Source organism: Azonexus hydrophilus DSM 23864 (assembly GCF_000429605.1).
In the GTDB taxonomy this organism is placed as follows: domain Bacteria; phylum Pseudomonadota; class Gammaproteobacteria; order Burkholderiales; family Rhodocyclaceae; genus Azonexus; species Azonexus hydrophilus.
This window is the reverse complement of sequence record NZ_AUCE01000012.1, coordinates 569,187-594,520: the sequence shown is the minus strand read 5'-3', so window position 1 is coordinate 594,520 and position 25,334 is coordinate 569,187. Positions and strand designations below refer to the sequence as shown.

Annotated in this window: 25 protein-coding genes; 8 read left to right on the top strand and 17 right to left on the bottom strand. The window is 63.0% G+C overall.

Going from position 1 to position 25,334, the window contains the following annotated elements:
• Positions 1-55 precede the first annotated feature (55 nt).
• The 5 genes from G471_RS0107035 (at position 56) to G471_RS0107015 (ending at position 5,381) form a co-directional block, all read left to right on the top strand.
• Positions 56-1,144, top strand: coding sequence for a cytochrome-c peroxidase (locus tag G471_RS0107035; protein WP_028994729.1), 1,089 nt, complete (start codon positions 56-58; stop codon positions 1,142-1,144).
• Entirely contained in the window at positions 1,144-3,870 is a 2,727-nt protein-coding gene (locus G471_RS0107030; protein ID WP_028994728.1) for a M16 family metallopeptidase, read from the top strand. Before G471_RS0107035 ends, G471_RS0107030 begins: the two co-directional genes overlap by 1 nt.
• A gap of 129 nt (positions 3,871-3,999) precedes the next feature.
• The gene (gene bfr, locus G471_RS0107025; RefSeq protein ID WP_028994727.1) at positions 4,000-4,485 is read left to right on the top strand and encodes a bacterioferritin; all 486 of its coding nucleotides are present in this window, start codon (positions 4,000-4,002) and stop codon (positions 4,483-4,485) included.
• A 10-nt stretch (positions 4,486-4,495) separates the two neighbouring features.
• Positions 4,496-4,978: a bacterioferritin gene (gene bfr, locus G471_RS0107020; protein WP_028994726.1), complete on the top strand. Its 483-nt coding sequence runs from the start codon at positions 4,496-4,498 to the stop codon at positions 4,976-4,978.
• A gap of 199 nt (positions 4,979-5,177) precedes the next feature.
• A complete protein-coding gene (locus G471_RS0107015) occupies positions 5,178-5,381 on the top strand; it encodes a (2Fe-2S)-binding protein (RefSeq protein WP_028994725.1) in 204 nt (67 codons plus the stop codon).
• Between the two features lie 51 nt (positions 5,382-5,432).
• On the opposite strand, the gene G471_RS0107010 is transcribed toward G471_RS0107015, so the two are convergent.
• From G471_RS0107010 to hemN, 10 genes are all read right to left on the bottom strand, one after another.
• Positions 5,433-6,446 (bottom strand): Fe(3+) ABC transporter substrate-binding protein, encoded by a 1,014-nt coding sequence (locus G471_RS0107010; RefSeq protein WP_028994724.1) that lies wholly within the window; start codon positions 6,444-6,446, stop codon positions 5,433-5,435.
• Between the two features lie 14 nt (positions 6,447-6,460).
• Positions 6,461-7,144: a Fe2+-dependent dioxygenase gene (locus tag G471_RS0107005; RefSeq protein WP_028994723.1), complete on the bottom strand. Its 684-nt coding sequence runs from the start codon at positions 7,142-7,144 to the stop codon at positions 6,461-6,463.
• 3 nt (positions 7,145-7,147) lie between these two features.
• Positions 7,148-8,254, bottom strand: coding sequence for an alpha-hydroxy acid oxidase (locus tag G471_RS0107000; RefSeq protein ID WP_028994722.1), 1,107 nt, complete (start codon positions 8,252-8,254; stop codon positions 7,148-7,150).
• A 76-nt stretch (positions 8,255-8,330) separates the two neighbouring features.
• Positions 8,331-10,607: a TonB-dependent receptor gene (locus tag G471_RS0106995; protein WP_245580517.1), complete on the bottom strand. Its 2,277-nt coding sequence runs from the start codon at positions 10,605-10,607 to the stop codon at positions 8,331-8,333.
• A gap of 210 nt (positions 10,608-10,817) precedes the next feature.
• Positions 10,818-11,135 (bottom strand): hypothetical protein, encoded by a 318-nt coding sequence (locus G471_RS0106990; RefSeq protein WP_157272461.1) that lies wholly within the window; start codon positions 11,133-11,135, stop codon positions 10,818-10,820.
• Positions 11,125-11,331 (bottom strand): heavy-metal-associated domain-containing protein, encoded by a 207-nt coding sequence (locus G471_RS0106985; protein WP_028994719.1) that lies wholly within the window; start codon positions 11,329-11,331, stop codon positions 11,125-11,127. Before G471_RS0106985 ends, G471_RS0106990 begins: the two co-directional genes overlap by 11 nt.
• A 3-nt stretch (positions 11,332-11,334) precedes the next feature.
• Complete coding sequence (locus G471_RS16940) at positions 11,335-12,996, bottom strand: putative bifunctional diguanylate cyclase/phosphodiesterase (RefSeq protein ID WP_245580516.1); 1,662 nt, start codon at positions 12,994-12,996, stop codon at positions 11,335-11,337.
• A 49-nt stretch (positions 12,997-13,045) separates the two neighbouring features.
• Positions 13,046-15,241 carry a heavy metal translocating P-type ATPase gene (locus G471_RS0106975; RefSeq protein ID WP_051295326.1) on the bottom strand — a complete coding sequence of 732 codons (2,196 nt, stop codon included), beginning with the start codon at positions 15,239-15,241 and terminating at the stop codon, positions 13,046-13,048.
• A gap of 1 nt (position 15,242) precedes the next feature.
• Complete coding sequence (locus G471_RS0106970; protein ID WP_028994717.1) at positions 15,243-15,914, bottom strand: sulfite exporter TauE/SafE family protein; 672 nt, start codon at positions 15,912-15,914, stop codon at positions 15,243-15,245.
• 62 nt (positions 15,915-15,976) lie between these two features.
• On the bottom strand, positions 15,977-17,380 hold the full coding sequence (gene hemN, locus G471_RS0106965) for an oxygen-independent coproporphyrinogen III oxidase (protein WP_028994716.1): 1,404 nt from the start codon (positions 17,378-17,380) through the stop codon (positions 15,977-15,979).
• Positions 17,381-17,465: 85 nt separating this feature from the next.
• On the opposite strand from hemN, the gene fnr reads away from it, so the two are divergent.
• The gene (gene fnr, locus G471_RS0106960; protein WP_028994715.1) at positions 17,466-18,209 is read left to right on the top strand and encodes a fumarate/nitrate reduction transcriptional regulator Fnr; all 744 of its coding nucleotides are present in this window, start codon (positions 17,466-17,468) and stop codon (positions 18,207-18,209) included.
• Positions 18,210-18,212: 3 nt separating this feature from the next.
• On the opposite strand, the gene G471_RS0106955 is transcribed toward fnr, so the two are convergent.
• Both G471_RS0106955 and G471_RS0106950 read right to left on the bottom strand, forming a co-directional pair.
• Positions 18,213-19,343, bottom strand: coding sequence for a PQQ-dependent sugar dehydrogenase (locus tag G471_RS0106955; RefSeq protein ID WP_342663998.1), 1,131 nt, complete (start codon positions 19,341-19,343; stop codon positions 18,213-18,215).
• A 13-nt stretch (positions 19,344-19,356) separates the two neighbouring features.
• Positions 19,357-20,292: a LysR family transcriptional regulator gene (locus G471_RS0106950; protein WP_028994713.1), complete on the bottom strand. Its 936-nt coding sequence runs from the start codon at positions 20,290-20,292 to the stop codon at positions 19,357-19,359.
• 139 nt (positions 20,293-20,431) lie between these two features.
• Here G471_RS0106950 and rnk point away from each other — a divergent pair, with 139 nt between their 5' ends.
• Together rnk and gdhA are read left to right on the top strand one after the other, a co-directional pair.
• Complete coding sequence (gene rnk / locus G471_RS0106945) at positions 20,432-20,806, top strand: nucleoside diphosphate kinase regulator (RefSeq protein WP_028994712.1); 375 nt, start codon at positions 20,432-20,434, stop codon at positions 20,804-20,806.
• Between the two features lie 22 nt (positions 20,807-20,828).
• Positions 20,829-22,172, top strand: a complete 1,344-nt coding sequence (gene gdhA / locus G471_RS0106940; RefSeq protein WP_028994711.1) for an NADP-specific glutamate dehydrogenase — start codon at positions 20,829-20,831, stop codon at positions 22,170-22,172.
• Here the strand turns inward: gdhA and G471_RS0106935 are convergent.
• The 5 genes from G471_RS0106935 to G471_RS0106915 form a co-directional block, all read right to left on the bottom strand.
• A complete protein-coding gene (locus G471_RS0106935; protein WP_028994710.1) occupies positions 22,169-22,549 on the bottom strand; it encodes a SirB2 family protein in 381 nt (126 codons plus the stop codon). The two genes, gdhA and G471_RS0106935, sit on opposite strands and share 4 nt — an antisense overlap.
• Entirely contained in the window at positions 22,546-23,832 is a 1,287-nt protein-coding gene (locus tag G471_RS0106930) for a hypothetical protein (RefSeq protein ID WP_028994709.1), read from the bottom strand. The genes G471_RS0106935 and G471_RS0106930 overlap by 4 nt, the downstream gene beginning before the upstream one ends.
• A 6-nt stretch (positions 23,833-23,838) precedes the next feature.
• Entirely contained in the window at positions 23,839-24,063 is a 225-nt protein-coding gene (locus tag G471_RS0106925; protein ID WP_028994708.1) for a DUF2249 domain-containing protein, read from the bottom strand.
• Positions 24,063-24,506 carry a hemerythrin domain-containing protein gene (locus G471_RS0106920; protein WP_043421111.1) on the bottom strand — a complete coding sequence of 148 codons (444 nt, stop codon included), beginning with the start codon at positions 24,504-24,506 and terminating at the stop codon, positions 24,063-24,065. The genes G471_RS0106925 and G471_RS0106920 overlap by 1 nt, the downstream gene beginning before the upstream one ends.
• 87 nt (positions 24,507-24,593) lie before the next feature.
• Positions 24,594-25,334 (bottom strand): oxygen-binding di-iron domain-containing protein, encoded by a 741-nt coding sequence (locus G471_RS0106915; protein ID WP_028994706.1) that lies wholly within the window; start codon positions 25,332-25,334, stop codon positions 24,594-24,596.

The window sequence follows — 25,334 nt, the reverse complement described above, 5'->3', positions numbered from 1 at the left end:
CTTCACTGTCGACGTGCGCCGGCCGAAAACGCCGGCGCCTTCACCCCCGAATGCCATGAAAAAAATTCTCCCTTTGATCATCCTTGGCCTGCCGTTCCTCGCCTCCGCAGCCAGCGATTGTCGCCAACCGCTAGATGGCCGCGACCCGGGCTGCCTGCGCCAGGCCTACGCCCGGCCGCTGGCCGAGTGGCCGGCGCCGCAGGTCGAAGGTCAGGTCGCCTGGCAGGAGATGGCGTCGGCAAAAACGCCCGACCTGCCATCCATGATTTCCTACCCGATGCTCAAGCTCGGCATCCGTCTGTTCTTCGATCCGGCACTGTCGGCGTCCGGCAAGATCGCCTGCGCTTCCTGCCATCGCCCCGAGCATGCCTACGCCGATACGCTGGCGGTCACGCCCGGCCACGAAGGGCGTCAAGGCCGGCGCAATGCGCCGGCGCTGGTCGGCGTCGCCGGCGCCAGCAGCCTGTTCTGGGACGGCCGCGCGCCGACGCTGGAACACCAGGCGCTCGGCCCGATCGCCGACCCGGCCGAGATGGCAATGGAGCTCAAGGAACTGCCGGCCAAGCTGACGGCGATCCCCGGTTACGCCGAGGAGTTCGCCGCTGCCTGGGGCGACAGCGCGGTGACGCTGGAACGCATCCAGGGCGCGCTTGCCGCCTACCAGCGCACGCTGGTTGCCGAGCGTACCGCCTTCGACGCCTTCATCGACGGCGATCACAAGGCACTCGACGACCGCCAACTGCTCGGCCTTCACCTGTTCCGCACCAAGGCACGCTGCATGACCTGCCACAGCGGTCCGGCACTCAACGACAACGAATTCCACAACCTCGGCCTGACCTACTTCGGGCGTAAATACGAAGACCTCGGCCGCTACAACGTCACTGGCAAGAATGAGGACGTCGGCAAGTTCAAAACGCCGACGCTGCGCAACGTCTCGCGTAGCGGCCCGTGGATGCACAACGGACTGTTCCGCTCGCTGCGCGGCATCGTCAACATGTACAACGCCGGCATGTTCCACCCCAAACCCGCCAACGAGGCACAGGCCAAGGATCCGCGCTTCCCGGTGACATCAACACTGGTCAAGCCGCTTGAGCTCGACGAGCGCGAAATGCAGGCGCTTGAAGCTTTCCTGAAGACACTTTGATGCGCCGACTCGCCATTCTCGCCCTCGCCGCGCTACCAGCACTGGTCGCTGCCTCGCCCTGGCAGCCCGAAGCCCGTGCCGGCGGCTTTTCTTCGTATCGGCTGAACAACGGCTTTCGCCTGATCCTGGCGCCCTTTCCCGATGCGCCGACAACGCGCGTCGAGCTGCTGGTCAAGACCGGCAGCAAGCACGAAGGCTATGGCGAAACCGGCATGGCGCACCTGCTCGAACACATGCTGTTCAAGGGTGCCGGCCGCCACCACGACCTCAAGCAGGCACTGACGGCCCTGGGCGCGACCTGGAACGGGACCACCAACACCGACCGCACCAATTATTTCGCCACCGTGCGCGCCGAGCCGGAAAAAGTCGATGAATTGATCCGCATCGAGGCCGACCGCTTTCTGCGCCCGACGTTCAGCGCCGCCGACCTGGCCAGCGAGATGACCGTCGTGCGCAACGAACTCGAACGTAACGACAACAACCCGGGCAGCCTGGTCGCCCGCGCCCTGCAACGTCAGAGTTTCTTCTGGCACGGCTACGGGCGGCCGACCATCGGCGCCCGCAGCGATATCGAGAACGCCCCCTTTGCCGCGCTGCAGGCTTTCCACCACCGCCACTACCGGCCGGACAACGCAGTCCTGATCGTTACCGGCAAGTTCGACGCGGCGCGCGTGCTCGACCTTGTCGGTCAACTGTTCGCGCCGGCCCAAAACCCGCCCGGCCCGCCGCCAGCCACATGGACCCGCGAAGAGGCCGAACGCCTGCGCCAGCGCGCCGAAATTTACCGCGAAAGTGGCAGCACCGTTGCCGCTGTGGCCTGGCTGCTGCCCGGCGCCAGCGACCGCCAGACGCTAGCCGTCGACCTGGCGCTGCCGGCGCTGTGCGCCGACAGCTGGGGCAGCCTGCGGCGGACGCTGGTCGATGAAAAACGTCTGGCCCTCGGCGCCGCCTGCGTCGTGCAGGACCGCCCCGAATACTCACTACTGATCGCCAACGTCAGCCACGATAAAGACGCCGACGCGGCGACGCTGGCCGCCGCCTTGCGCGAGGCGGTCGACCATTTCGCCCGCCACGGCATCGATGCTGCCCAGCTCAAGCGCGTGCGCACCAGCCGCCTGCGCCAGTTCGACCGCGCCCGGCTTTCACCCGAGACGACCGCCAGCGCCCTCTCGGGGGCCGAAGTTGCCGGCGACTGGCGGCTGTTCTTCGTTGAACGCGACATCGTCGCCACGCTGACGCTGGACGAGATCAACGCCGCGCTGCGCCACTGGATCGCCGGCGTCGCCCCGGCCGAAGTCCTGCTCCACCACGGGCCGCCGCCGCGCACGCCTGAACCGCCGGCGGCGGTTCCCGGGCGGATGCTGGTCGAGGCCCACGGTAAACGCGACTGGCCGGTACCGACGCTGGCCATCGACCCGTTACCGAAATCGCCGGCCGAGCTCGGTACCGCCACCGTCGCTATCCCGCTGGCCGACCCGTCGGCCAAAGCCGCGCTGATCTCGCGGCGGACCCAGGACGGCCGGGCGCGGCTGGTGATTGCCAACGATTTCGGCGACAGCGAATCGCTGCGCGGGCGCCAGACTGCCTGTCGGGTTGCCGGCAGCCTGCTCGCCGAGGGCGGCGCCGGCATCGAACGCAGCGAACTCGGGCGCAAACTCGCCACGCTGCAGGCTCAGGCCAGCCAGAGCCTCGGCCGGATCAGCCTGACCGCACCACCGGCCAAGCTCGGCCCGGCACTCGAACTGCTGCTCGCCGTGCGCCGCCAGCCGACGCTGCCGGAAGCCGCCTTCGAGCGCATCCGGGCGATGGAGATCGCCAGCCTTGAGGCCAGCCAGAAGCACCCGGGCGAACTGGCAAGCCGGCAAGCCATGCTGCGCTTCAACAACTATTCGCCCGAACACCCCAACCGCCCACGCACGGTGGCCGAGCAACTGGCCGAACTGCGCGCCCTGAGCCTCGACGACGTGCGTCGCTGCATCGCCGATTTCGGCGGCCGTTCGCAATTGCGCATTGCCGCTGTCGGTGACCTCGACGAGGCAGCAGTCCAGGGCTTCTGGCAGAGCTTGCAAAGCTTGCCGCAAGCCACGCTACCCTACGCCAGAATCGCCCAGCCGACAGCGCCGATGCAGGTGGACACCGACGCCATCGTGGTCGCACTGGGGCCTTTCCCGAACGCCGATGTCGTTGGCCTGAGCCAGCTACCGCTGCGCGACGACGACGAAGATTACCTGCCCCTGGCGCTCGCCGTCCGCCTGCTCGGCGGCGACGCCAGCAGTCGCCTGCGTGTGCGTGTGCGCGAGCAGGAAGGCCTGGCCTACAGCGTCAATGCCGCGCTCGCGGCCAACCCCTTCGACGCCCGCGCCCGTCTGACGATCACTGCCAGCGTCGCCAGCGACCAGGCCGAGCGTGCCCGCGAGATTCTGCGCGAAGAACTGGCGCGGGCGCTCGCCGAAGGCTTCAGCGAGCAGGAAGTCGCCGCCGGTATCGCCCGCTGGCAGGAAAGCCGGCGCCGCACGCTGCAGGCCGAAACCACCTACGCCGACCGTCTGGCGGCGATGCTGCAGACCGGCCGCGATGTTACCTGGGACGTCGCGCACGACGCGCGTATCGCCGAACTCACGGCAGCCGGGGTCAATGCCGCGCTGCGCCGTCATCTCGGCCAGGCGCCTATCGTCTGGGCGATCGGTAAAGGGCAATCTGACAACACAAATGAGAACGGTTCGTAGTTCATTGTAAATAAAGCACTTTTTCGGGAACAATGCTTTGAATTGGGCGTCTGAGCTTCTACAATCCGGCCCACGGCAAGCCAGCCGCGTCACGCCAGCCAGCCACCCCTCATTCTCAGGAGAAATGCCATGAAGGGCGACAAGAAGATTATCGACATCCTCAATGAATTGCTGACCGGCGAACTGACTGCCGTTGACCAGTACCTGATCCACGGCGAGATGTACGCCGACATGGGTCTCAACGAGCTGGCCGAGAAATCGATCCACGAATCCGACCACGAGCGCCAGCACGCCCGCGCCCTGATCCAGCGCATCCTCTTCCTGGAAGGCAAACCCGACCTGTCCAAGCGTAACCCGATGAAGGTCGGCAAGGCTGTCCCGGACATGCTCAAGGCGGATCTGGCGCTCGAATACGAGGTCGATGGTCACCTGAAAAAAGCCATCGCCGCCTGCGAAAAAGCCCAGGACTACGTCTCCCGCGACATGCTGGCAGTGCAACTGGAAGACACCGAAGTCGACCATGCCTACTTCCTGGAAAAACAATTGCGCCTGATCGAACTGGTCGGTCTGCAAAACTACCTGCAGAGCCAGATGGGCTCGGGCAGCCCGGCCTGAGGAGGACGACATGAAAGGCGACAAGAAGATCATCGACATCCTCAACAAAGTCCTCAAGAACGAGCTGACCTCGATCAACCAGTATTTCCTGCACGCCCGCATGTTCCGCAACTGGGGCCTGGAAAAGCTCAACGACTACCAGTACAAGCAGTCGATCCGGGTGATGAAGGAAGCCGACGAGCTGATCGAGCGCATCCTCTTCCTCGAAGGCCTGCCCAATCTGCAGAACCTCGGTAAGCTGATGATCGGCGAGAACGTCGTCGAATGCCTGCAGGGCGACCTGAAGTACGAGCAGACCATCCAGCGCCCGCTACTGATCGAGGCCATCGCCCTGTGCGAGGAACTCCAGGACTACGTCAGCCGCGAACTGCTCGAAGACCTGCTCGAACACTGCGAGGAAGCCATCGACTGGCTGGAAACGCAGCAATCGCTGATCAAGGACGTCACCCTGCCGAACTACCTGCAGGCGCACATGGAGCCGGGCGAAGGCTGAACCCACCTTTCACCCAGGTAAAAACCGCGGCTAGTCCGCGGTTTTTTATTGCCCGCCGTCCGGGCATTCTTTTTGCGACAACGAGGCCACGGGGCGGGAATTGTCGTCAAGACAACAAATCGCTCAAAGTTTATTGACATTCATTCGCATCTGTATAGAATGCAAATTGTTCTTATTTGAATCTCCACGGAGACGTGTCATGTACGTTTGCGTTTGCCAGGCAGTCACAGATCGCCAAATCCGCGAAGCCGCGGAAAGCGGCGCGCGCACGCTCAAGGACCTGCGCCGTGACCTCGGTGTCACCCGCGACTGCGGCCGCTGTGCTTCGTGCGCGCATGAATGTCTCAAGGAAGTACATGGCCAGCAGGGCAAACCGAGCAAGCTCATGCGAATGGCGGCCTGATCACCCAGGTCAATGAAAAACGGGAACCTTGAGGTTCCCGTTTTTCATTGTTCAGCGATACCCTACCCTGTCCAGCAGTTTCTGTGCTGCCGGCAACTGGTTGGCAATCGTCACCAGCGCCGTTGTATCCGGCTTGAATTGACCAAGTTCGGCCAGTTCTTCGTTATGCACTTTGACCGTCGGCACCGCCGGCCACTCGTTGTTGCCGTTGGCGAAATAACGTTGAGCCTCGTCACTGGCCAGGTACTCGAGGAAACGCAGCGCCGCTTCGCGGTTGCGGCTGGTCTTGACCATACCGCCACCAGAGACGTTGATGTGGGTGCCGTAGTCATTCTGGTTCGGCCAGACAATGCCGAGCCGCTTGACCAGGTTGCGGTCCTCGACCCGCTCCGAAGCCATCATCCGGGCCAGGTAGTAGCTGTTCGAGACAGCCACGCCGCATTCGCCGCTGGCCACCGACTTGATCTGGTCGGTATCCCCACCTCTGGGATTGCGTGCCAGATTGGCAACTAGACCACGCGCCCAATCCTCCGCCCTGGCTTCGCCATGATGAACCACTTGTGCGGCAACCCAGGTCAGGTTGTAGATATGCCCACCGGGAATGCTGCAGTACATGCCCTTCAGCTTGGGATCGGCAAGCGACTCATAGGTCGGTACATCCTCGGCCTTGAGCTTGCGCTTGTTGTAGATGATCATCCGCGCCCGGGTCGAGAAGGCAAACCAGGTATCCGAGCGCAGGTGCGCGGGAATCCGGCTCTCCAGCACGGCCGACTTGACCGGAGCGAAGATGCCCCAGGCGTTGGCCACGGCCAGACTGGCAGCGTCCACGGTGATGAAGACGTCGGCCGGACTGTTCACCCCTTCGTTGCGTATGCGCTCGAGCAATTCGTGCGCCTTGCCTTCGATACGGTTGATGCGGATGCCGGTCTGCTTGGTGAAATCGTTGTACAAGGCCTCATCGGCTTGGTAATGGCGGGCTGAATAGAGATTCAGCACTTTCTCCTGGGCCTGTGCTGCGTTCAGCGATAGCAAGGCAACCAGCAAGGGAAAAAGTTGTTTCATCATTGCTTTGCTTCCCTTTACGGCTGCGCCCACTGACGCAGCAGGTTGTGATAAACGGCGGTCAGCTTGAGCAAGCGCTCATCGTCGGGCGGCACCACGCCGGTCATGCCCTGGATGGCCTGATCAAGGTCGAAGAGCAAGGTGCGCGAACTGTCGTTCTGGACCATGCTCTGGATCCACATGAAGGAGGCGACACGCGCCCCGCGCGTCACCGGCGTCACCCGGTGCAGGCTGCTCGACGGGTAGAGCACCATGTCGCCAGCCTCCAGCTTGGCCGCCTGGATGCCGAACGGACCTTCGATCTCCAATTCGCCACCATCGTATTCTTCCGGCTCGGCCAGGAACAAGGTTGCCGACAGGTCGCTGCGCACCGAAACCGACGTTCCCGGCACCTGCATCACCGCGCTATCCACATGCGCACCATAGGTCCCGCCATCGGCGTAGCGGTTGAACTTGGGCGGGTAGATACGTGCCGGCAAGGCCGCCGAGATGAACAGCGGGTTACCACCAAGCTTCCTCAGGATGCGGTTGCCAAGCTCGACCGCCAACGGCGAACCATCCTCCAGTTGCAGGTTGCGCTTGACCGCCCGAGCCAGGGTGCCGGCCGTTTTCAGACCATCCTGCCAGTCAGCAGCGTCGAGCAAATCGCGGAACTGTTTCACTTCGTCCTTGCTGAGGACGCCTTCGATCGGAATCAACATTATTTAAGCCTCGTCCTTGTTTCGATAAATCATTTGCGGGCCAATGTCGGCCAATGTGGCGCAACCGGCCTGGGCCATGCACGCCTCGAGCTCCTCGCGCAACAGGCGCAGCATGTGAGCCACGCCCAATGCGCCCGCCACCGCCAAGGCATAGACCTGCAGGCGGCCAACCAGTACCGCGTTGGCTCCCGCAGCCAGCCCCCGGAAAATATCGGTACCCGAACGGATACCGCTATCGAGCAACAGGGGATAGCCGGGCCCCACCGCCGCGCGCATCGCTGGCAGCACCTCCAGGCTCGCCGGTGCGCCATCGAGCGAACGGCCACCATGATTGGAAACGACCTGCCCGGCGATCCCCATCGCTTTCAGCATCAGCGCATCCTCCGGATGCAGTACGCCCTTGACGACAATCGGCAGCCGGGTCTGCCCGAGCAGCCAGCGCAGGTCGTCGAGATTGGGAGCACCGGCCATGGCCCCCTGAAAAATGCGGCTCTGCCCCCGCGCCAGCGCAAGCGCTGCCGGCGCTTGATAATTCGTCAGATTGGCGGCGACAACCCGTGCCGGCATGGAAAAGCCACTGCGCAATGCCCCAAGACTCGGCAGTTTTATCGCCGTATCCAGGGTCACCACCAGCACCTGGCAAGCTGCAGACTCCGCACGTCTGACAAGGTCCAGTGTTGCCGCCCGATCAGTTTGGAAATAAAGCTGGAACCAGCGTGCCTCACCCGCATGTGGCATGGTTTCCTCGATGCTGCGCCCCGACAGGGTACTCAGGATCAGGCAGCTATCGGTGGCCGCCGCCGCCCGGGCAACGTCGATTTCTCCTTGCGGATGCGCAAGTGTCTGATACGCCAGCGGTGCCAGCATGATCGGATGCGGCAGCGCATGGCCCAACAGCGTGCTCGCCAGGTGTCCATGCCGGACGTCACGCAAAAGACGCGGCCAGAGGCGGACCGAGTCAAAGGCCTCACGGTTGGCCCGCAAGGTCGAATCCCGACCGCAGCCCCCGGCGATATAAGCGTAATCGCCTTCACTCAGGAAGTGTCGGGCCAGGATTTCGTAATCCTGGGCACAATGAACTTCAGCAGGGATGGAATTGAGGGCAGCCATGGAATGCAAGGATGAATTTTTTCAAAAGCGATACGGGCGAACCCACTGGGGTCGCCCGTACTGTTACCACGTCGCGTCAGAAGTCGTAGTTCAGGGTCAAACGGGCATTACGCGCGTCGCCCTTGTAGACGAAACTACCGGATCGATAGCCAGCCAGGTAATAATCCTTGTCGAGGACATTGCCGATATTCAGGCGCAGCTTGGCAGCCTTGTTCAGGCGGTAATCAGCAAACAAATCCCAGACTGTGTAGGCTGGAATCGGTTGATTGTAGACACCATTGGCGTCATATGACGCTGCGGTATCAGGCTCGCCGGCATACTTCTCACTTTCGTATTTGACCGCAGTACCGAAGGCAAAGGCCGGTGTGGCCTGATAGCGCAACTGCGCCGATGCCGACGTATCGGCAAAATTGCTCAAAGTTTTCCCAATTTTCGATGCCGTTGCCGACTTGGTAACCTTGGCATTCATGAAAGTGACGCCGGCGAAGGCACTGAGCTTGTCGGTAAGATTGCCAGCCAGACCAAACTCGACCCCCCTCACTAGGTTCGCTGCACTGTTGAAGGTGCCTGTCGAGGAATAGCCATTAGCCTCCATCACATCACTTTTTTTGATGTGAAATAGTGCTGCAGTGGCCAGCAACTTACCCCCCATCAGGTCCCACTTGGTACCCAACTCGAGGTTTTGCGTCGTCTCCGGCTTGGCACCGGCTGCGCTGCCATTGAAGGTAATCAAGCCGCCATAACCGCCGCTGGTTCCAACATCGGATTCGCCACCATTAATATCCTTGGCCGAGGCATAGGTCAGATAGACATTTGCATATGGAAGGAATTTGTAGGTCACGCCGACATGACCGTTCCACATACTGTCACTGTATGAATAATCGCCGGTTATTACACTGGTCGCCGGCGTCTGGGTTTTCAACGAGAGCTTGGTATGGTCGTAACGTACCCCGGCGAATGCGGTCCATTTGTCACTCAGATCGACAGTATCCATGACCGAGAGCGAAACTGTCTTGGCACGCCAGTCCTGATCCCAATTGAACTTGCTGATATTGCTGTGATCGATTGCTCCCTGAACGCCAGAAAAAGGAACATTGGGAGCGGTAGGCTGATTTGTTGCAGTAACGCCATTGATCGAGTAGATACCATTCAAGACCGCATGGTCGGTGTACTCCAGGCCAAAATTCCACTCGTGTTTCATGCCGGCAATTTGGGCATCCACGAACAGATTGGTCTGATTGGCGAAGTAATCTACCTCCTGCCAACCTTGATGGGTCGTCAGTCGCAATGCGCTATCACTGACGTAGCCAGCGCCGGTAACCACGTATCCGTTTTCTGATTTACCCCAACGAGTGGCATTGGTCAGCCGGACATTATCGTTGAAACGGTAATTCAGACGAGCAGTCAGGGTATCGACATGGGACTTCAGGAAATCCCCATCCTGAGCGTAAACCGGCGGATTTTCGAAGGGCTTGCGGTTGGGAACCGTACCATACAGATAGGTACCCATATCCGGACGGTCGTTGCCGCGAAAACCATAGTAATCGAGCAGGACACTCAAGTTCTCACTCGGTTTGAACAGTCCCGACAGCGCGACACCCTTGCGTTCCCGATCAGCTGGATTACGGTCCGGGACCTCTTCATAGCTGTAAAGCAAGTTGGCACGCAATGCCACCGTATCGCTCAATGCATAATTGGTATCAAGGGTAAAACGCTGATGATCATCAGTACCCAGGCCTACCGAAAGTTTGGTGAAGTCATAGTCGGTCGTTGCCTGCTTGGTGATTGAATTGATCGCACCACCGGCCGTTCCACGGCCGGCGAAACTCGAACTCGGCCCCTTGGAAACTTCGACTTGTTCGACGGCAAAACTTTCTCGGATGCTCATCCCGGGATCGCGCAAGCCATCAACGAAGACATCGCTACGAGCTTCCTGACCACGGATGATGTAGCGGTCGCCGAAAGCATTGCCGTTTTCGCCGGTACCCAGCGTAATCCCCGGTTGCGTATCGAGAATGTCGCGCAGGTCGGTGTAACCCGAATCCTCGATCTGCGTTTTTGTCAGCACGTTGATTGTGGCCGGCGTTTCGGCTAACGGGCGCTTGCGTCGCTCGTCGCCGGAAATTCGGGCCTTGTACGGCGCATCCGGTTCGGCGTAGGGATTGTGATCGATCACACGCTCAACCACGGTCACCGTAGCCATTTCCGTTTCCTTGGCCGCTTCGTCGGCGATAGTGGAAACCGGTGCCAGCATGGCGGTGGAGATGCCGATGGCGATGCTGGTCTTGGTATAGGAAGGGGAATTGGTCCGGAAGCTTGCCGGAACCATCACATGACGGGCTTTTCGTTTCACAGTCGTATCCTTGGAAACACGCTGCGCGGGACAATCCGAAAAGCTGGTGACAAACCCTATGCCCAACCGCCTGACGGGTGCCCCAACAGCGATACGGTTGGGGAAAAGCTGGCTGGCTGGCGGCTGGCTTGCTTCTAATTGCGGTTGATAATATATATCATTTACAAATTTGTGACAAAAAACACAACATATGCGGGCATATCAGCGCCCCTAATGTTGTATTTTTACAATCCTCTGGCACCCCATTTGCAGCATGCTTGACAGGACACCGACCAGCGCATCCCGTGACATCAGGACCTGCAGGACGAACGGGTAGCCATCGAATCGTGAAGTATCCGGCAGCACAAAAGCCTGCATCTCACCCGCCGAAAACGCCTTGCCGTTCCAGGTTTCGGCAAGATGCACACCAGCCAGGGATCTGAGCAGCCGAAGTTGCTGTTCCACATCGGCCATCGTCAGCCCTTCTGCCACGCCCGCCATCAGGACACAGGATTCCTCAGGCGAGGAATCACGGGCGTCACTCGGCATCGAACCCCGCATCCTCGATCGCCGCCAGCAATTCAGCCCGGGAAATCGCCTGCGGGTCGAAAGCCACTGTCGCCGCGGCCTTTTCCAGCGACACTTCGGCCGTCGCGACGCCGGACAGCGCGCTCAGGACGCCGGTAATGTTCTTAACGCACCCCTGGCAGCTCATGCCGCCGATGCTGATCTCGGTATTTTCCATGGCTCATTTCTCGTAACGAAAGGGTTGATCGCGCAGCAGTTCGGTCATCCGGGCTGCCGTCACGGGACGACTGAAATGATACCCCTGAACCATGCTGCACCCCATCTGGCGCAGCAGGGCGAGCTGCTCGGCAGTCTCCACGCCTTCAGCGAGGACGGTCAGGCGCAGGCTGCTGCCCATGTTGACGATGGTCGACGCAATCGCCCGGTCATCGTGATCGGTTTCCAGGTCCATGATGAAGGAACGGTCGATCTTCAGCTTGCCGACCGGAAAACGCTTCAGGTAGGCCAGCGACGAGTAACCGGTGCCGAAATCATCGAGCGACAGGCAAACGCCCATGCGATTGAGTGCCGACAACGTGCCGAGGGTAAATTCCGCGTCGTGCATCACCGTCCGTTCGGTCAATTCGAGTTCCAGGCGCTCGGCGGCCAGCCCCGTGGTACCCAGGGCACCGGCGACCATTTCAACGAATCCGGCCTGGCGGAACTGCACCGGCGCCACGTTGACGGCCATGGTCCGCAAGGACAGACCGGCATCGATCCAGGCCTGCGCCTGGCGACAAGCTTCGAACAGGACCCAGTCGCCGATCGGGTTGATCATTCCGGTTTCCTCGGCCACCGGAATGAAACGATCCGGCATGATCACCCCGAGATCGCGGTGGCACCAGCGGATCAGCGCCTCGACGCCGACGATCTCGCCGCTGCGCAGGCAGACCAGCGGCTGGTAGTGCAGCTCGAACTCGTCACCGGTCAGCGCATGACGCAGGCTGCTCTCCATCATCAGCCGTTCCAGCGTCGCCGTGTTCATCTCCCGGGAATAGAACTGGAAGGTGTTGCGCCCGAGTTCCTTGGCCTTGTACATCGCCGTATCGGCGTTCTTGAGCAGGGTGTCGATATCCCGGCCGTCCTGCGGATACAGGCTGATGCCGATCGACGAAGTCACCGTCAGTTCGTGCCCGCCGACCGAGAACGACGAGCCGGCGATTTCCAGCACCCGGCGGGCGACATCCGCCGCGCTGGCAGCACTGACATCGGGCAGCAGGATGATGAACTCGTCGCCCCCCAGGCGCGCCAGCGTATCGACCCGGCGCACGACGCCGGTATAGCGCTGCGCCAGCGCGCACAGCAGGTCGTCGCCGACGCTGTGACCCAGTGAATCGTTGACCCGCTTGAAGTGGTCGATGTCGAGGAACATCAGGGCAGCAGTACCGCCATCGCGTTCGGCCGAAGCAATCATCTGCGCCATGCGATCGTGCAGCAGGCGCCGGTTGGGCAAGCCGGTCAGGGCGTCGAAATCGGCCAGCTCGCGGATGCGCCGTTCGGCGTTCTTGCGCTCGGTGACATCAAGCACCGTGCCCACCGACACCGGCAGATCGCCGAAAGTTGCCGGCATGCCAAGCACCGACATGGTGAACAACGAGCCGTCGTGGCGCCGGGCAGTCAGTTCGTACGCCTTCCCCGGCACCCCGGCGGCACGCAGGGCCATCTGTTCGCGGACCAGGTCATGCTGTTCGGGAACAACCAGGTCGAGCGGACCGATACGGCTTTGAAAATCCTCGGCGCTATAGCCGAACAACTCGCATATGAAAGGATTGACGTAAATGAAGCGCCCGCCGCCGAGAACGAAGATGCCGACCTGAGCCGCCTCCATGGTGGCCTGAAACAAGTTGGTTCCTTCACTGGCCACCCCGGTCATCGCTACGCCACTTTCCCTTCTATCGTTTCAGGTCATGCGGCCGCCAGCGCTTGAGCAGCAAGGAGTTGGTCACCACCGAGACCGAACTCATTGCCATCGCAGCGCCGGCAATAACCGGATTCAACAAGCCCATTGCCGCAAGCGGCAAACCCGAAACATTGTAAACGAAAGCAAAGAACAGATTCTGCCGGATCTTGCCCAAAGTCGCCCTGGACAAGGCGATGGCGTCAGCCACACCACGCAGGTCGTTGCGGATCAGGGTCAGGTCGGCGGCCTCGATGGCCGTATCCGAACCGGCACCGATGGCGAAGCTGACATCGGCCGCAGCCAGCGCCGGCGCGTCGTTGACCCCGTCGCCAACCATGGCCACCAGAGCATCTCCAGACTTCAGGGCATTGATCACCGCCGCCTTGTCGCCGGGCAGGATGCCGGCGCGGAATTCGTCGATGCCGGCCTGCGCGGCAATCGCCGCGGCGGTCGCCACATTGTCACCGGTCAGCATCACCACGCGGATGCCTTGCGCTCGCAACTGCGCCACGGCCTGCCGCGACGTCGGCCGCAACGCGTCGGCAATGGCGATCAGCGCCAGCACTGCAGTTGGCACCTCACCATTCATTTCGGCCAGCACCACGACCGTCTTGCCGGCCGACTGCAGTTCGGCAATCGCTTCGTCGTCCAGCCCGAACCAGGCCGGCGAACCGAGTCGCAAGACGCGGGAATCGACTTCGCCGCTCACACCGTGTCCGGCCAGCGCCCGGAAGTTATTCACCGGCGGCAGTTCTCCGTCGCCATGCGCCGCCACCACGGCACGCGCCAGCGGATGCTCGGACTGGTGTTCGAGCGCCGCCGCCAGGCGCAAGGCTTCCTCGCGCTTGCAAGCCATGGGCACCACGTCGGTGACCTGCGGCTGACCGCAGGTCAGCGTCCCGGTCTTGTCGAGCGCCAGGACACCGATCTTCTGGGCGCGTTCGAGCGCCTCGGCGTTGCGCACCAGGATGCCGGCGCGGGCGCCCTGGCCGGTGCCGACCATGATCGCCGTCGGCGTCGCCAGACCGAGCGCGCACGGACAGGCAATGACCAGCACGGCAACCGCATTGACCAGCGCCTCGGCAAATTCACCACCGATCCACCACCAGGCAACAAAGGTCGCCAGTGCGATCAAACAGACCACCGGCACGAATATCCCGGAAATGCGGTCGGCCAGGCGCTGCACCGGCGCCTTCGAGCCCTGTGCCTCGCCGACCAAGCGGATGATGCCGGCCAGCAGAGTCTGTTCGCCGACGCCGGTTGCCCGGCAACGCAAGGCTCCCTGGCCGTTGGCCGTCGCCGCGAACACGCGGTCGCCTGCGCCTTTGCCCACCGGCATGCTCTCGCCGGTCAGCATCGCCTCATCGACGCTGGAGTCGCCGTCGATGACCTCGCCGTCCACCGGCACGCTCTCGCCCGGACGCACCAGGAAGATGTCGCCCGGCATCAGCGCATCGACGGGCAGTTCCAGCCACTGCCCGTCGCGCTCGACGCGGGCGGTTTTCGGGCGCAGGCGGATCAGCGACTCGATCGCCTCCGAGGTGCGTGCCTTGGCCCTGGCCTCAAGCAATTTGCCGAGCAGGACCAGGGTGATCACCGCCGCCCCGGCCTCGAAATACACATGCTGATCGTGCAGGCCGAACACCGTGACCACGGCCGAGAAGCCCCAGGCCATGCTGGTGCCGAGCGCGACCAGCACGTCCATGTTGGCACCGCCGCCGCGCAAGGCCTTGGCCGCGCCGTCGTAGAAACGCCAGCCGATCCAGAACTGGACCGGGGTCGCCAGCAGCAATTGCAGCCAGCGCGGCAACTCGTTCTCGTGCCCGCCCTCGCCGAACATGAAAATCATCTGACCAACCAGCGGCAAGGTCAGCACGACGGCGATCCAGAAACGGCGGACCTCCTGCCGATAGACTCGTTCCTTCTCCTGCTTTTCCCGCTCGCGCGTTCCCGCATCGACCAGGGTCGCCGAAAAACCGGCCTTGGCCACCGCCGCGATCACCGCCTCCGGCCCGACCCCGCTCAGGCGCACACGCGCCCGCTCGGCCGCCAGATTGACGTTGGCCTGCATGCCGGCCTGGCGGTTGAGCACTTTTTCCAGGCGCGTGGAACAGGCGGCACAGGTCATGCCGCCAATGGCGAATTCAATCACCTGTTCCGCACTGTCAGGCAGGGTCTTGTCGGTCACCTCAGACGTTCTCCATCAGATAGGGCAAAGCGTACAGGCCGTAAATCCCGAAACCGAGAATCAGCAGGCCGGACAAGGTACGGACCACGGGCCGGCGGACAAATTCGTTGAGCCGCGAAAAAAGGATGCCGGCGAGCAACAGGTTGGGCAGGGTCCCCAGCCCGAAGGCCAGCATCAGGGCGGCGCCACGCCCGGCCGAACCGGCCGACAGCGCACTGGCTAGGGCGCTGTATACCAGTCCGCAAGGCAGCCAGCCCCACAACAGGCCCAGCGGAAAGGCCTGACGGACGGTGGTGGCCGGCAGGAAGCGCCGGGTCAGCGGCTGGATGCGGCGCCATAGCGCCTGGCCGGCGCGTTCGGTGAACGCCAGCACCCGGGTCGCACCGAGCAGGTAAAAACCCAGCGCGATCAGCATCAGGTTGGCAAACAGGTAGAGGATCAGCCGCGCCGGCACCTGCCCTTCCAGCCCCAGGCTGGCCGCACCGAGGGCACCGGCGAGGGCGCCGGCAGCGGCATAGGAGAGGATGCGGCCACCGTTGTAGGCCAGGTGCATCGACCAGCGCGACGCGCCGCCCATGGCCAGCGCGCCGACGATACCGCCGCACATGCCGACACAATGTGCACCGCCGAGCAGGCCGACGAGAAACAGGGCAAGGAAACCGGTATCGGGCATGAAACAGGGCTGGACAGGAAACAGGCGGGAAGTTTAACCCGCCCGCCCCTCCGCCGGCACCGTCAGATCACTTTCGAGTAACGCGTCCGCTGCCGGTCGGCGCGCAGGTAACGGTCGAAGGCCATGGCGATGACGCGCACCAGCATGCGCCCCGGCGGCAGCACGGTGATCCATTCGCGTTCGATCTTGAGCAGACCACCGCGCTCCAGCTCGCGCAAATCCTCGATCTCGGCAGCGAAATACTTGTGGAAATCGATCAGGTGCGCGCTCTCGATGCTTTCGATCGACAGCTCGAAATGACACATCAGCGCCTGGATGATGGAACGGCGCAGGATGTCGTCGGCGGTCAGCTCGATACCGCGAATCACCGGCAGCATCGGCGCGTCGAGCCGATCGTAGTATTCGTCCAGGGTCTTGACGTTCTGGTAGTAGGTCGGCCCGACCTTGCTGATCGACGAGATGCCGAATGACAGCATGTCGCAGTCGGCATAGGTCGAGTACCCCTGGAAATTGCGGTGCAGGCGTCCCTGACGCTGGGCCACGGCGAGCTCGTCGTCGGGCTTGGCGAAGTGGTCCATGCCGATGAACACATAACCGGCGTCGGTCAGTTTCTTGATCGCCAGCGCCAGGATCTGCAGGCGCGCATCCGGCGTCGGCAGGTCGGCGTCGGCAATCCGCCGCTGCGGCTTGAACAGGCCCGGCAGGTGCGCGTAGTTGTAGATCGACAGACGATCCGGGTCCATCGCCAGCACCCGCTCCAGGGTCCGGTTGAAGCCCATCACGCTCTGGTGCGGCAGGCCGTAGATCAGGTCGACCGACACCGACTTGAAGCCGCTGGCGCGTGCCGCCTTGATCACGTTGAAGGTTTCCTCTTCGCTCTGCACGCGATTGATGGCGACCTGGACCTTCTCGTCGAAATCCTGAACGCCGACGCTCATCCGGTTGAAACCGAGTTCGCCGAGCAGGGCCACGGTGGCCGCATCGACCTTGCGCGGATCGACTTCGATCGAGTACTCACCGCCATCGAGTAACTTGAAGTGCTTGCGCGTCTCGGCCATCAGCTGGCGCATCTCGTCGTGCGACAGGAAGGTCGGCGTACCGCCGCCCCAATGCAGCTGGATGACCTCGTGCTCACCGTCGCGGCCTTCGAGCGAAGCGCTCTGCAGGGCCAGTTCCTTACCCAGGTACTTCAGGTATTTGGCACTGCGCCCATGATCCTTGGTGATGATCTTGTTACAGGCACAGTAATAACAGATGGTGTTGCAGAAGGGGATGTGGAAGTATAATGACAGCGGCCGGCTGATACCGCCGATGTTGCGCTTGCCGAGCCAGAGCGCTGCAGCCTCCGAGTCGAATGCTTCGACAAAGCGGTCTGCGGTGGGATACGACGTATAACGCGGGCCGTTTACGTCATAACGGCGAATGATCTGTGGATCGAAGACGAGGTTTTCAGTTGCGAAATTCATTTAACATAGCGCCAAGTTTAGGCTTGATTATGTGGGGATGGATCGCAGTTCCGGTTGACATGGATCAAGCCAACGCAGGTTGCCAATGCCCAGCACAATCCCGTTGAATCAGGAAATTACGCTGACCGTCATCAAGACGGCCTGCTCCAACTGCAACCTGCGCGAACTGTGCCTGCCCTTCGGTCTCAGCCTTGAAGAACTCGAGCGTCTCGACGACCTCATTTCGACCCGCCGCCGGATCAAACGCGGCGATCACCTGTACCGTGCCGGCGAGGCTTTCGACTCGATCTACGCGATCCGCAGCGGCTTCTTCAAGACCGACGTGCTGCTCGAAGACGGCCGCGACCAGGTGACCGGCTTCCAGATGGCCGGCGAACTGCTGGGCCTCGACGGCATCAGCACCGAACACCATACCTGCAACGCCATCGCCCTCGAGGACAGCGAGATCTGCGCGATCCCGTTCAACCGGCTGGAAAGCCTGTCGCGCGAGATCCACAACCTGCAGCACCACTTCCACAAGGTGATGAGCCGCGAGATCGTCCGCGACCACGGCGTCATGATGCTGCTCGGCACGATGCGCGCCGAAGAGCGGCTGGCCGCCTTCCTGCTCAACCTGTCACAGCGTTTCACCGCCCGTGGTTTCTCGCATGCCGAGTTCTACCTGCGCATGACGCGCGAGGAAATCGGCAGCTACCTCGGCCTCAAGCTGGAAACCGTCTCGCGCGCCTTCTCGAAGTTCCAGGAAGAAGGCTACATCGCGGTCCAGCAGAAGCACATCCGCATTCTCAACGTAAACGGCCTCAAGGCCCTGATGAACCACCGCGCCTGAGTTTCAGCGCGCCGGTTCAAGACGCAGCAGCTTGCCGTCAGGCGCGTCGGTAAGCAGGTAGATCAAGCCGTCCGGCCCCTGACGAACATCGCGAATCCGGCCTTCGCGCCCGCTCAGCAGGCGCTCCTCATGTACCACCCGCTCGCCGTCGAGTTCCAGGCGGACCAGCATCTGGTATTTCAGCGCGCCGACGAACAGGTTGCCACGCCACGCGGGAAAACGCTCGCCGCCATAGAAGGCCATGCCCGACGGGGCAATCGACGGCGTCCATTGGTACAGGGGTTGCTCCAACCCTTCGCGATGCGTGCCGACGCCGATTTTCGTGCCGATCACGTAATTCACCCCGTAGGTGATCACCGGCCAGCCGTAGTTGCGTCCTTTGCGCACGATATTGATCTCGTCGCCGCCCTGCGGGCCGTGTTCATGGGTCCACAAAGCGCCGCTGACCGGGTGCAGCGCCGCCCCCTGGACGTTGCGATGGCCGACGCTGAAGATTTCCGGATGCGCGCCGGCCACTCCCCGCCAGGGATTGTCCGCCGGCACCCGACCATCATCGTGCAGCCGGACCTGCTTGCCGGCCAGATCGTCGAGCTGCTGCGCCCGCGCCATCGTGCCGCGATCGCCCTGGCTGATGTGCAGGAAGCCATCCCGGTCGAACACCAGGCGCGAGCCGAAATGCTGCCCGCCGGACGATTTGGGCCGTTGTCGGTAGATCACCCGCAGGTCTTCCAGCCGGTGACCGGCGGCATCGGACACCCAGCGTCCGCGCGCCACCTCGGTACCGACCCCGCCCTCGCCGGCCGCGGCGTAGCTCAGGTAGATCCAGCCGTTGGCGGCAAAGTCCGGATGCAGCACGATGTCGAGCAAACCGCCCTGTCCGCTCGCCGCAACGGCCGGCACGCCCGCCACCGGGCGCGGATCGACACGACCGTCGGCCGCCAGCAAGCGCAGGCGTCCCGGCCGCTCGCTGACCAGCATGCGACCGTCGGGCAAAAAAGCCAGCGCCCAGGGATGCACCAACCCCTCGCTGAGCACGCGCACCCGGAAATCCTCGCGTTCGCTGCGCAGCACCTCGGCCTGCGCCGGCAATCCCAGACCAGCCACCAGACCGGCGACCATCAACAGACGTTTCATCGGCATTTCCTCGTTATCGACTCAGGCCCAGCCACAGGCGTTCGCCGGGCTGATCCCAGTAAGGCTGTTCGCCGAAGCGCTGCTGCAGGAAATCGATGAAGGCGCGCACCTTCAGCGGCAGATGGCGATTCGGCAGATGCACGGCGTAGATGAAGCGCTCGATCGGCACATAGCCCGGCAACACTTCGACCAGCCTTCCGGCCTGCAGTTCGCTGCCGATGATGAAGGTCGGCAGCAGCGCCAGGCCGAGACCGCCGAGGACGGCCTGCGACAGCGCCTCGTCGTCGTTGATGCGCAGCGAACCTGACACCGGCACCGAAATGTCGCCGTCCGGCCCCTGCAGGTGCCAGAAACCCTGCGTCGTCAGATAGGTGTAGTCGAGACAGTTGTGCCGGGCCAGGTCGGCAGGCACCTGCGGCACGCCCCAGCGCGACAGGTAGGCCGGGCTGGCGCAGATCTTCCGCCGGATCGGCGCCAGTCGGCGGGCAACCAGGTTGCCGCCGGGCTCCGGGGCGATACGCAAGGCCAGGTCGTAGCCTTCGTCGACCAGATTGACCAGGCGGTCGCTGATCGTCATATCCACCGACAGCTCCGGGTACTGCAGCATGAAATCGGCCAGCGCCGGCGCCACGTGCAGCGTGCTGAAAGCCACCGGCGCACTGAAGCGCAGCTTGCCGCGCGGCGTCTGGTGCAGGCTGCCGATGGTGCTGTCGGCGCGCGCCAGTTCGTCGAGGATGCGGTCGCAATGCTCGAAATAGGCCTCGCCCACTTCGGTCAGGCTCAGCCGCCGCGTACTGCGCTGCAGCAGGCGGACGCCAAGCGCGGCTTCCAGGCGGGCCACCGACTTGCTCACCCGGGATTTGGAAATCCCCAGGCGCAAGGCCGCCCCGGAAAAACTGCGGGCCTTGACCACCTGGGCGAACAGCAGCATGTCGTTGATGTCGTGCATGGCACATCCATTGTTTCCTTAATGGAAACAGTCTTATTCAAACTTGCCGACTTATCAAGACCAGCCAGTGCAACTAACATCCTTGGTCCATCAACTTGCTTGGCTGAGCCAAACACACGAAACAGAAAAAACACAGTAAATGCAACAGACTAACCTGATCATCAGCGAGATGGATTTCGTCCGCCTGATGGCTATCCAGCCGCCCCCGGATCTGCGCGCGGAGCTTGAGCGCGCCATTGTTACCCCTGACGATTCAATGAAAACCGACATCGTCACCATGGGCTCGCGCGTGCGCTACACCGAACACGAGACCGGCAACAGCCGCGAAATCGAGATTGTCTTCCCGGAAGAGGCCGAAGCCGCCGCCGGCAAGGTCTCGGTTTTTGCGCCGGTCGGCGCCGCCTTGATCGGCCTCGGCGTTGGCCAGGAGATCGAGTGGGACTTTCCGGGCGGCAGCACCCGCCGGCTGACCGTGGTTGAGGTCATCCAGCCAGAAAAACAAGCAGGACACTAATCACATCAAGGGAGACCCGATCGTGCGCTACACCTCATTCCATGACTTCACCCAACATGTTGCCGCACGAAACCCCGGGCAACCCGAGTTCCACCAGGCGGTCGATGAAGTCATCGAAAGCCTCTGGCCCTTCATCCAGCAGCATCCGAAATACGCCGAACACGGCCTGCTCGACCGCCTGGTAGAGCCGGAGCGGGTGCTCATGTTCCGCGTCTCCTGGGTCGACGACCATGGCGACGTCCAGGTCAATCGCGGCTACCGCATCCAGCACTCGTCGGCGATCGGTCCGTACAAGGGCGGCATCCGCTTCCACCCGTCGGTGAACCTGTCGATCCTCAAGTTCCTGGCTTTCGAGCAGACCTTCAAGAACGCCCTGACCACGCTGCCGATGGGCGGCGGCAAGGGCGGTTCCGACTTCGATCCGAAGGGCCGCAGCCCGGGTGAGGTGATGCGCTTCTGCCAGGCCTTCGTCAGCGAACTGTTCCGCCACATCGGCAGCGACACCGACGTGCCGGCCGGCGACATCGGCGTCGGTGGCCGTGAGGTCGGCTACATGGCCGGCATGATGAAGAAGCTGTCGAACCGCGCCGATTGCGTATTCACCGGTAAAGGCCTGAGTTTCGGCGGTTCGCTGATCCGCCCGGAAGCGACCGGCTACGGCACTGTCTATTTCGCCGAGGAAATGCTCAAGCAGCAAGGCCGCAGCTTCGAGGGCCTGCGCGTCAGCGTCTCCGGCGCCGGCAACGTCGCCCAGTACGCCGTTGAGAAGGCCATGGCGCTGGGTGCCAAGGTGGTCACCGTATCCGACTCCAGCGGCACCATTCTCGACGAGGAAGGCTTCACCGCCGAAAAGCTGGCCGAACTGATGGAGGTCAAGAACCACCTTTACGGCCGCGTCAGCGATTACGCCGGCCGCGTCGGCGCCACCTTCCTGCCCGGCGTCCGTCCCTGGCACATCCCGGTCGATGTCGCCCTGCCCTGCGCGACGCAGAACGAACTCGACGCCGGCGACGCGCGCACGCTGATCGACAACGGCGTGATCTGCGTTGCCGAAGGCGCCAACATGCCGTCGACCGCTGACGCGGTCCGGCTGTTCGAAGCCAGCCAGGTGCTCTACGCCCCGGGCAAGGCCAGCAACGCCGGCGGCGTCGCCACTTCAGGCCTGGAAATGAGCCAGAACGCGATGCGCCTGTCGTGGCCGCGCGAGGAAGTCGATGCCCGCCTGCACCAGATCATGGTCGACATCCACGAAACCTGCCTGCGCTACGGCCGTGCCGCCGACGGCAAGGTCAGCTATGTCGATGGCGCCAACATCGCCGGCTTCGTCAAGGTCGCCGACGCAATGCTGGCGCAGGGCGTGGTCTAAACCAGGACGAAGGGCTGGCGGGTCAGCGCCACGGTGACGATGTAGCCGTAGGCAAGCACCGCCAGCGCGCCGAAACGCAGGCGGATGGCCACCGTCCGACCGCGCTTCAGCGCCATCGTGCCGCAGCCGATGTAGAGCAGCAGGCCGATCAGCTTGGCGGTCAGCCAGTCCATAACAAACGGATACTGGCCGCTGATCCAGGCCAGACTCAGTGCGCTCAGCAACAACAAGCTGTCGACAACGTGCGGCAGCACCCGGCTGGTCCGCCGCTGCAGACAGGGCGACTGCCGCCACATCCAGAACAAGCGCAACAGGAATCCCGTGCCACTGAGCACGACGCAGGTAACGTGCAGATGCTTGAGCAGAACGTAGCTCATGCGCTGACCGCCGTCAGCCGGGCCCGCCGATAGTTGCGCGTGCCGGCCGCCAGGTTCCACCACAGCCAGCCAGCCGTAGCCATCAGGCACAGTCCGGCCGGCACGGCCAGCCAGTCCGGCCGGATCGCCGCAGCGACGGCCAGCAGCAGCGCGGCCAGATAGAGGCGCCATTGCCCCAGTCCATCCTTGTCGGCCAGCAGCTTGTTCATCGGCGGCACCGGCTTGCCCGGCCGGGCCAAGGGCTGCAGGTGCAGCCACAGCAGGAAGGGAACGATCTTGTAGAGCATGCCGATGATGAAGGCGGACAGGCCGGCAAGCAGGATCAGGACGCCGAACACGCCCATCCACGCCGGCACCCCGGCCAGCGGCGGATGCACGGCCGAAGCCAGCAGCATGAGCAAGGCCAGTAGCGACGCGTACAAGGCTCCCTGCCAGTAGCGAAAAGTCGAATCCGGGCGGGCCCGGCGGCGCGCCGCCTGCAGTTTCATCGTCTGCCCGACGAAGAGCAGGCCGCCGACGGCCAGCGCCGCCTGAGCCAGACGCTGCAGCGCTTCGGCGGAGACGGCCCAGGCCAGGCTCCACAACAGCAGCGCCGCCATCAACAGCAACGGGAAACGCCACGCGGGTTTCGCCGGGTAACCCGGCGTCAGCTGGAACATCGGCACCACCACGTAAGCCACCGCCGCCAGCAGGATGCCGGCCCAGCCGCCCAGCCCCCAGGCAGCGTGCAGGTCGGCCAGCGGCATCAGCGGCACGGCCCAGCCACCGGCCAGGGCCAGCAGCATGAACAAGCCGCTCGCCACGGTCACCGCCAGACCGATCACCGACAGCTTGAGTCCGCGGATGCTCGGACTGGTCGACGGTACGCGGAAGATGGCCAGCCCCGCCGCCCCGATGAAAACCGTCAGGCTGCCGCCGAGCAGCACCCCGGCGGCGTGCAGCCAGCCCGGCGCCGATTGCAGGAAACCCAATGCCAGTGCCAGCGCGCCGAGCGCCAACCCCGGATGAACGATGCCGGCGATCAGACGCGGCCGGGCCAGGTTGGCGCCGGCCAGCACCGGCAGGATCTGGATCAGCGCCCCGACCATGATCTGCAGCATGAAACCGGCGGTGACCAGGTGGGTTGCCGCCAGCGCCGCCGGCGTCCACCGCGAGGCAAACAACGCCTCGCCTTCAAGCACGCCCAAGGCGCCAGCCAGAACCAGGAATAGCGGTGCAGTCAGGAAGAAACGCAGCGGCGCCGACAGCGGCGGACTTTGATCGTAGGACAGCAGGGCTTGCATGGAAGCTCAGCAGCGGATGGTGACCACGAAGGTGCCATCGTCCTGCAATTCGGTCCGCCAGCCATGTCCGTTCTGCTGCAGGACGCGATACAGCGGGTGCGGCTCGCGGTAGAGCAGCAACTGCATTTCCTCGCCGGGCTGCAGGGTGTCAAGCATTTCCATGGTCGCCACGAAGGGCTGGGGCGGTTCCATGAACCGCCCGTCGACGACGCGTTCGGCCTGGCGCGTCATCAGGCGGTCTGCAGATCGCCCTGCAGGCGTTCGATCAAACTGTCCTGCTCGGCGGCCAACTGTTGGTCGCACATCGGGTAGAGCACGTTCTCTTCCTTCATGTTGTGCTGCTGCATCATGATCAGCAGGGTTTCCAGCTGACCAAGGAAGGATTCAGCGTCGTCCTGCGCCAGCGCATCAACGGCAGCCACCATCAGTTCGCGCATCTGTTCGTGTTCCATGCGCATCACCTGGGTCGGCCCCATGCGCATGCCGGTACGTTCCTCGAAGGCCGGGAACAGGGTCTGCTCCTCGCCGAGAAAATGGCGCAGCATGGCCATCTGGAAATTGCCGAAGCTACTGCGCGCGCGGGTCAGGCTGCCATCGGCGGCGGCCTGCTCGGCCAGGGCAAAAAGATCATCGCAGTGGCGGTGATCGTCGCTCATGAATTCCCGGATCGTCATGATGTTTTCCATTGGGGTTGGGTCGGGACGATTGTCCGCCCCGCCCGCCCCCGACGGCCTTGATCCGCATCAAAACCGGGAAATGCCTCAACCGTGCAGGACGCCGACGGTCAGCCCATCGAACCAGTCAATGAAACGCCTGACATCGGCACCGCGGTAAATGGCACCGTGCTGCGGGCAGAGCATGTCGATGTCCATCGCCGCTACCCGCTCGCACCAGCGGCGCTTGGCCTCATTCGATCCCATCCAGCGCTTGTGGAAAGCTTCGGCATGGCGGATGTGGCTATCGAAATTCTCGACGAACAGGCCATCCTGGCCATGCGGCAGCAGGGCGGCACCAACGTCACCCGAGAACAGGATCTTGGCCTGCCGGTCGTAGAGATGGAAATTGCCCGAGGAATGCAGGTAATGCGCCGGCACCGCCTGCAGGGTCAGCCCGTCGAGTGCAATGTCCATACCCTCGTCGGGAATCGAGACGAAAGTATCGGCCGTACCGCCGAAATGCGGGATGAAGCTGGTCCACAACCAGCTGACGTAGCACTTCATGCCCGGGTTGAATTCCAGCCACAGGGCCAGCGAGGAACAGATGTCCGGGTCCTGATGCGAGGCGAAGATGCCGCTCAGGGCGGACGGATCGAATTCCCCGGCCAGGGCCGAGAACACGGCCGGAAAGACCTCGGCACCGCCCGGGTCGAGCAGAATGGCCTTGCCGCCGTGCATGACCAGGTATTCGTTGGTATCGATCAGGTGTCCGGGACGTTCGTTGTCCCTGACGATGGCGACCCACTTGTGATCGCCGTCCTGGTAAATCGTGCTGGTTTTCTTCAC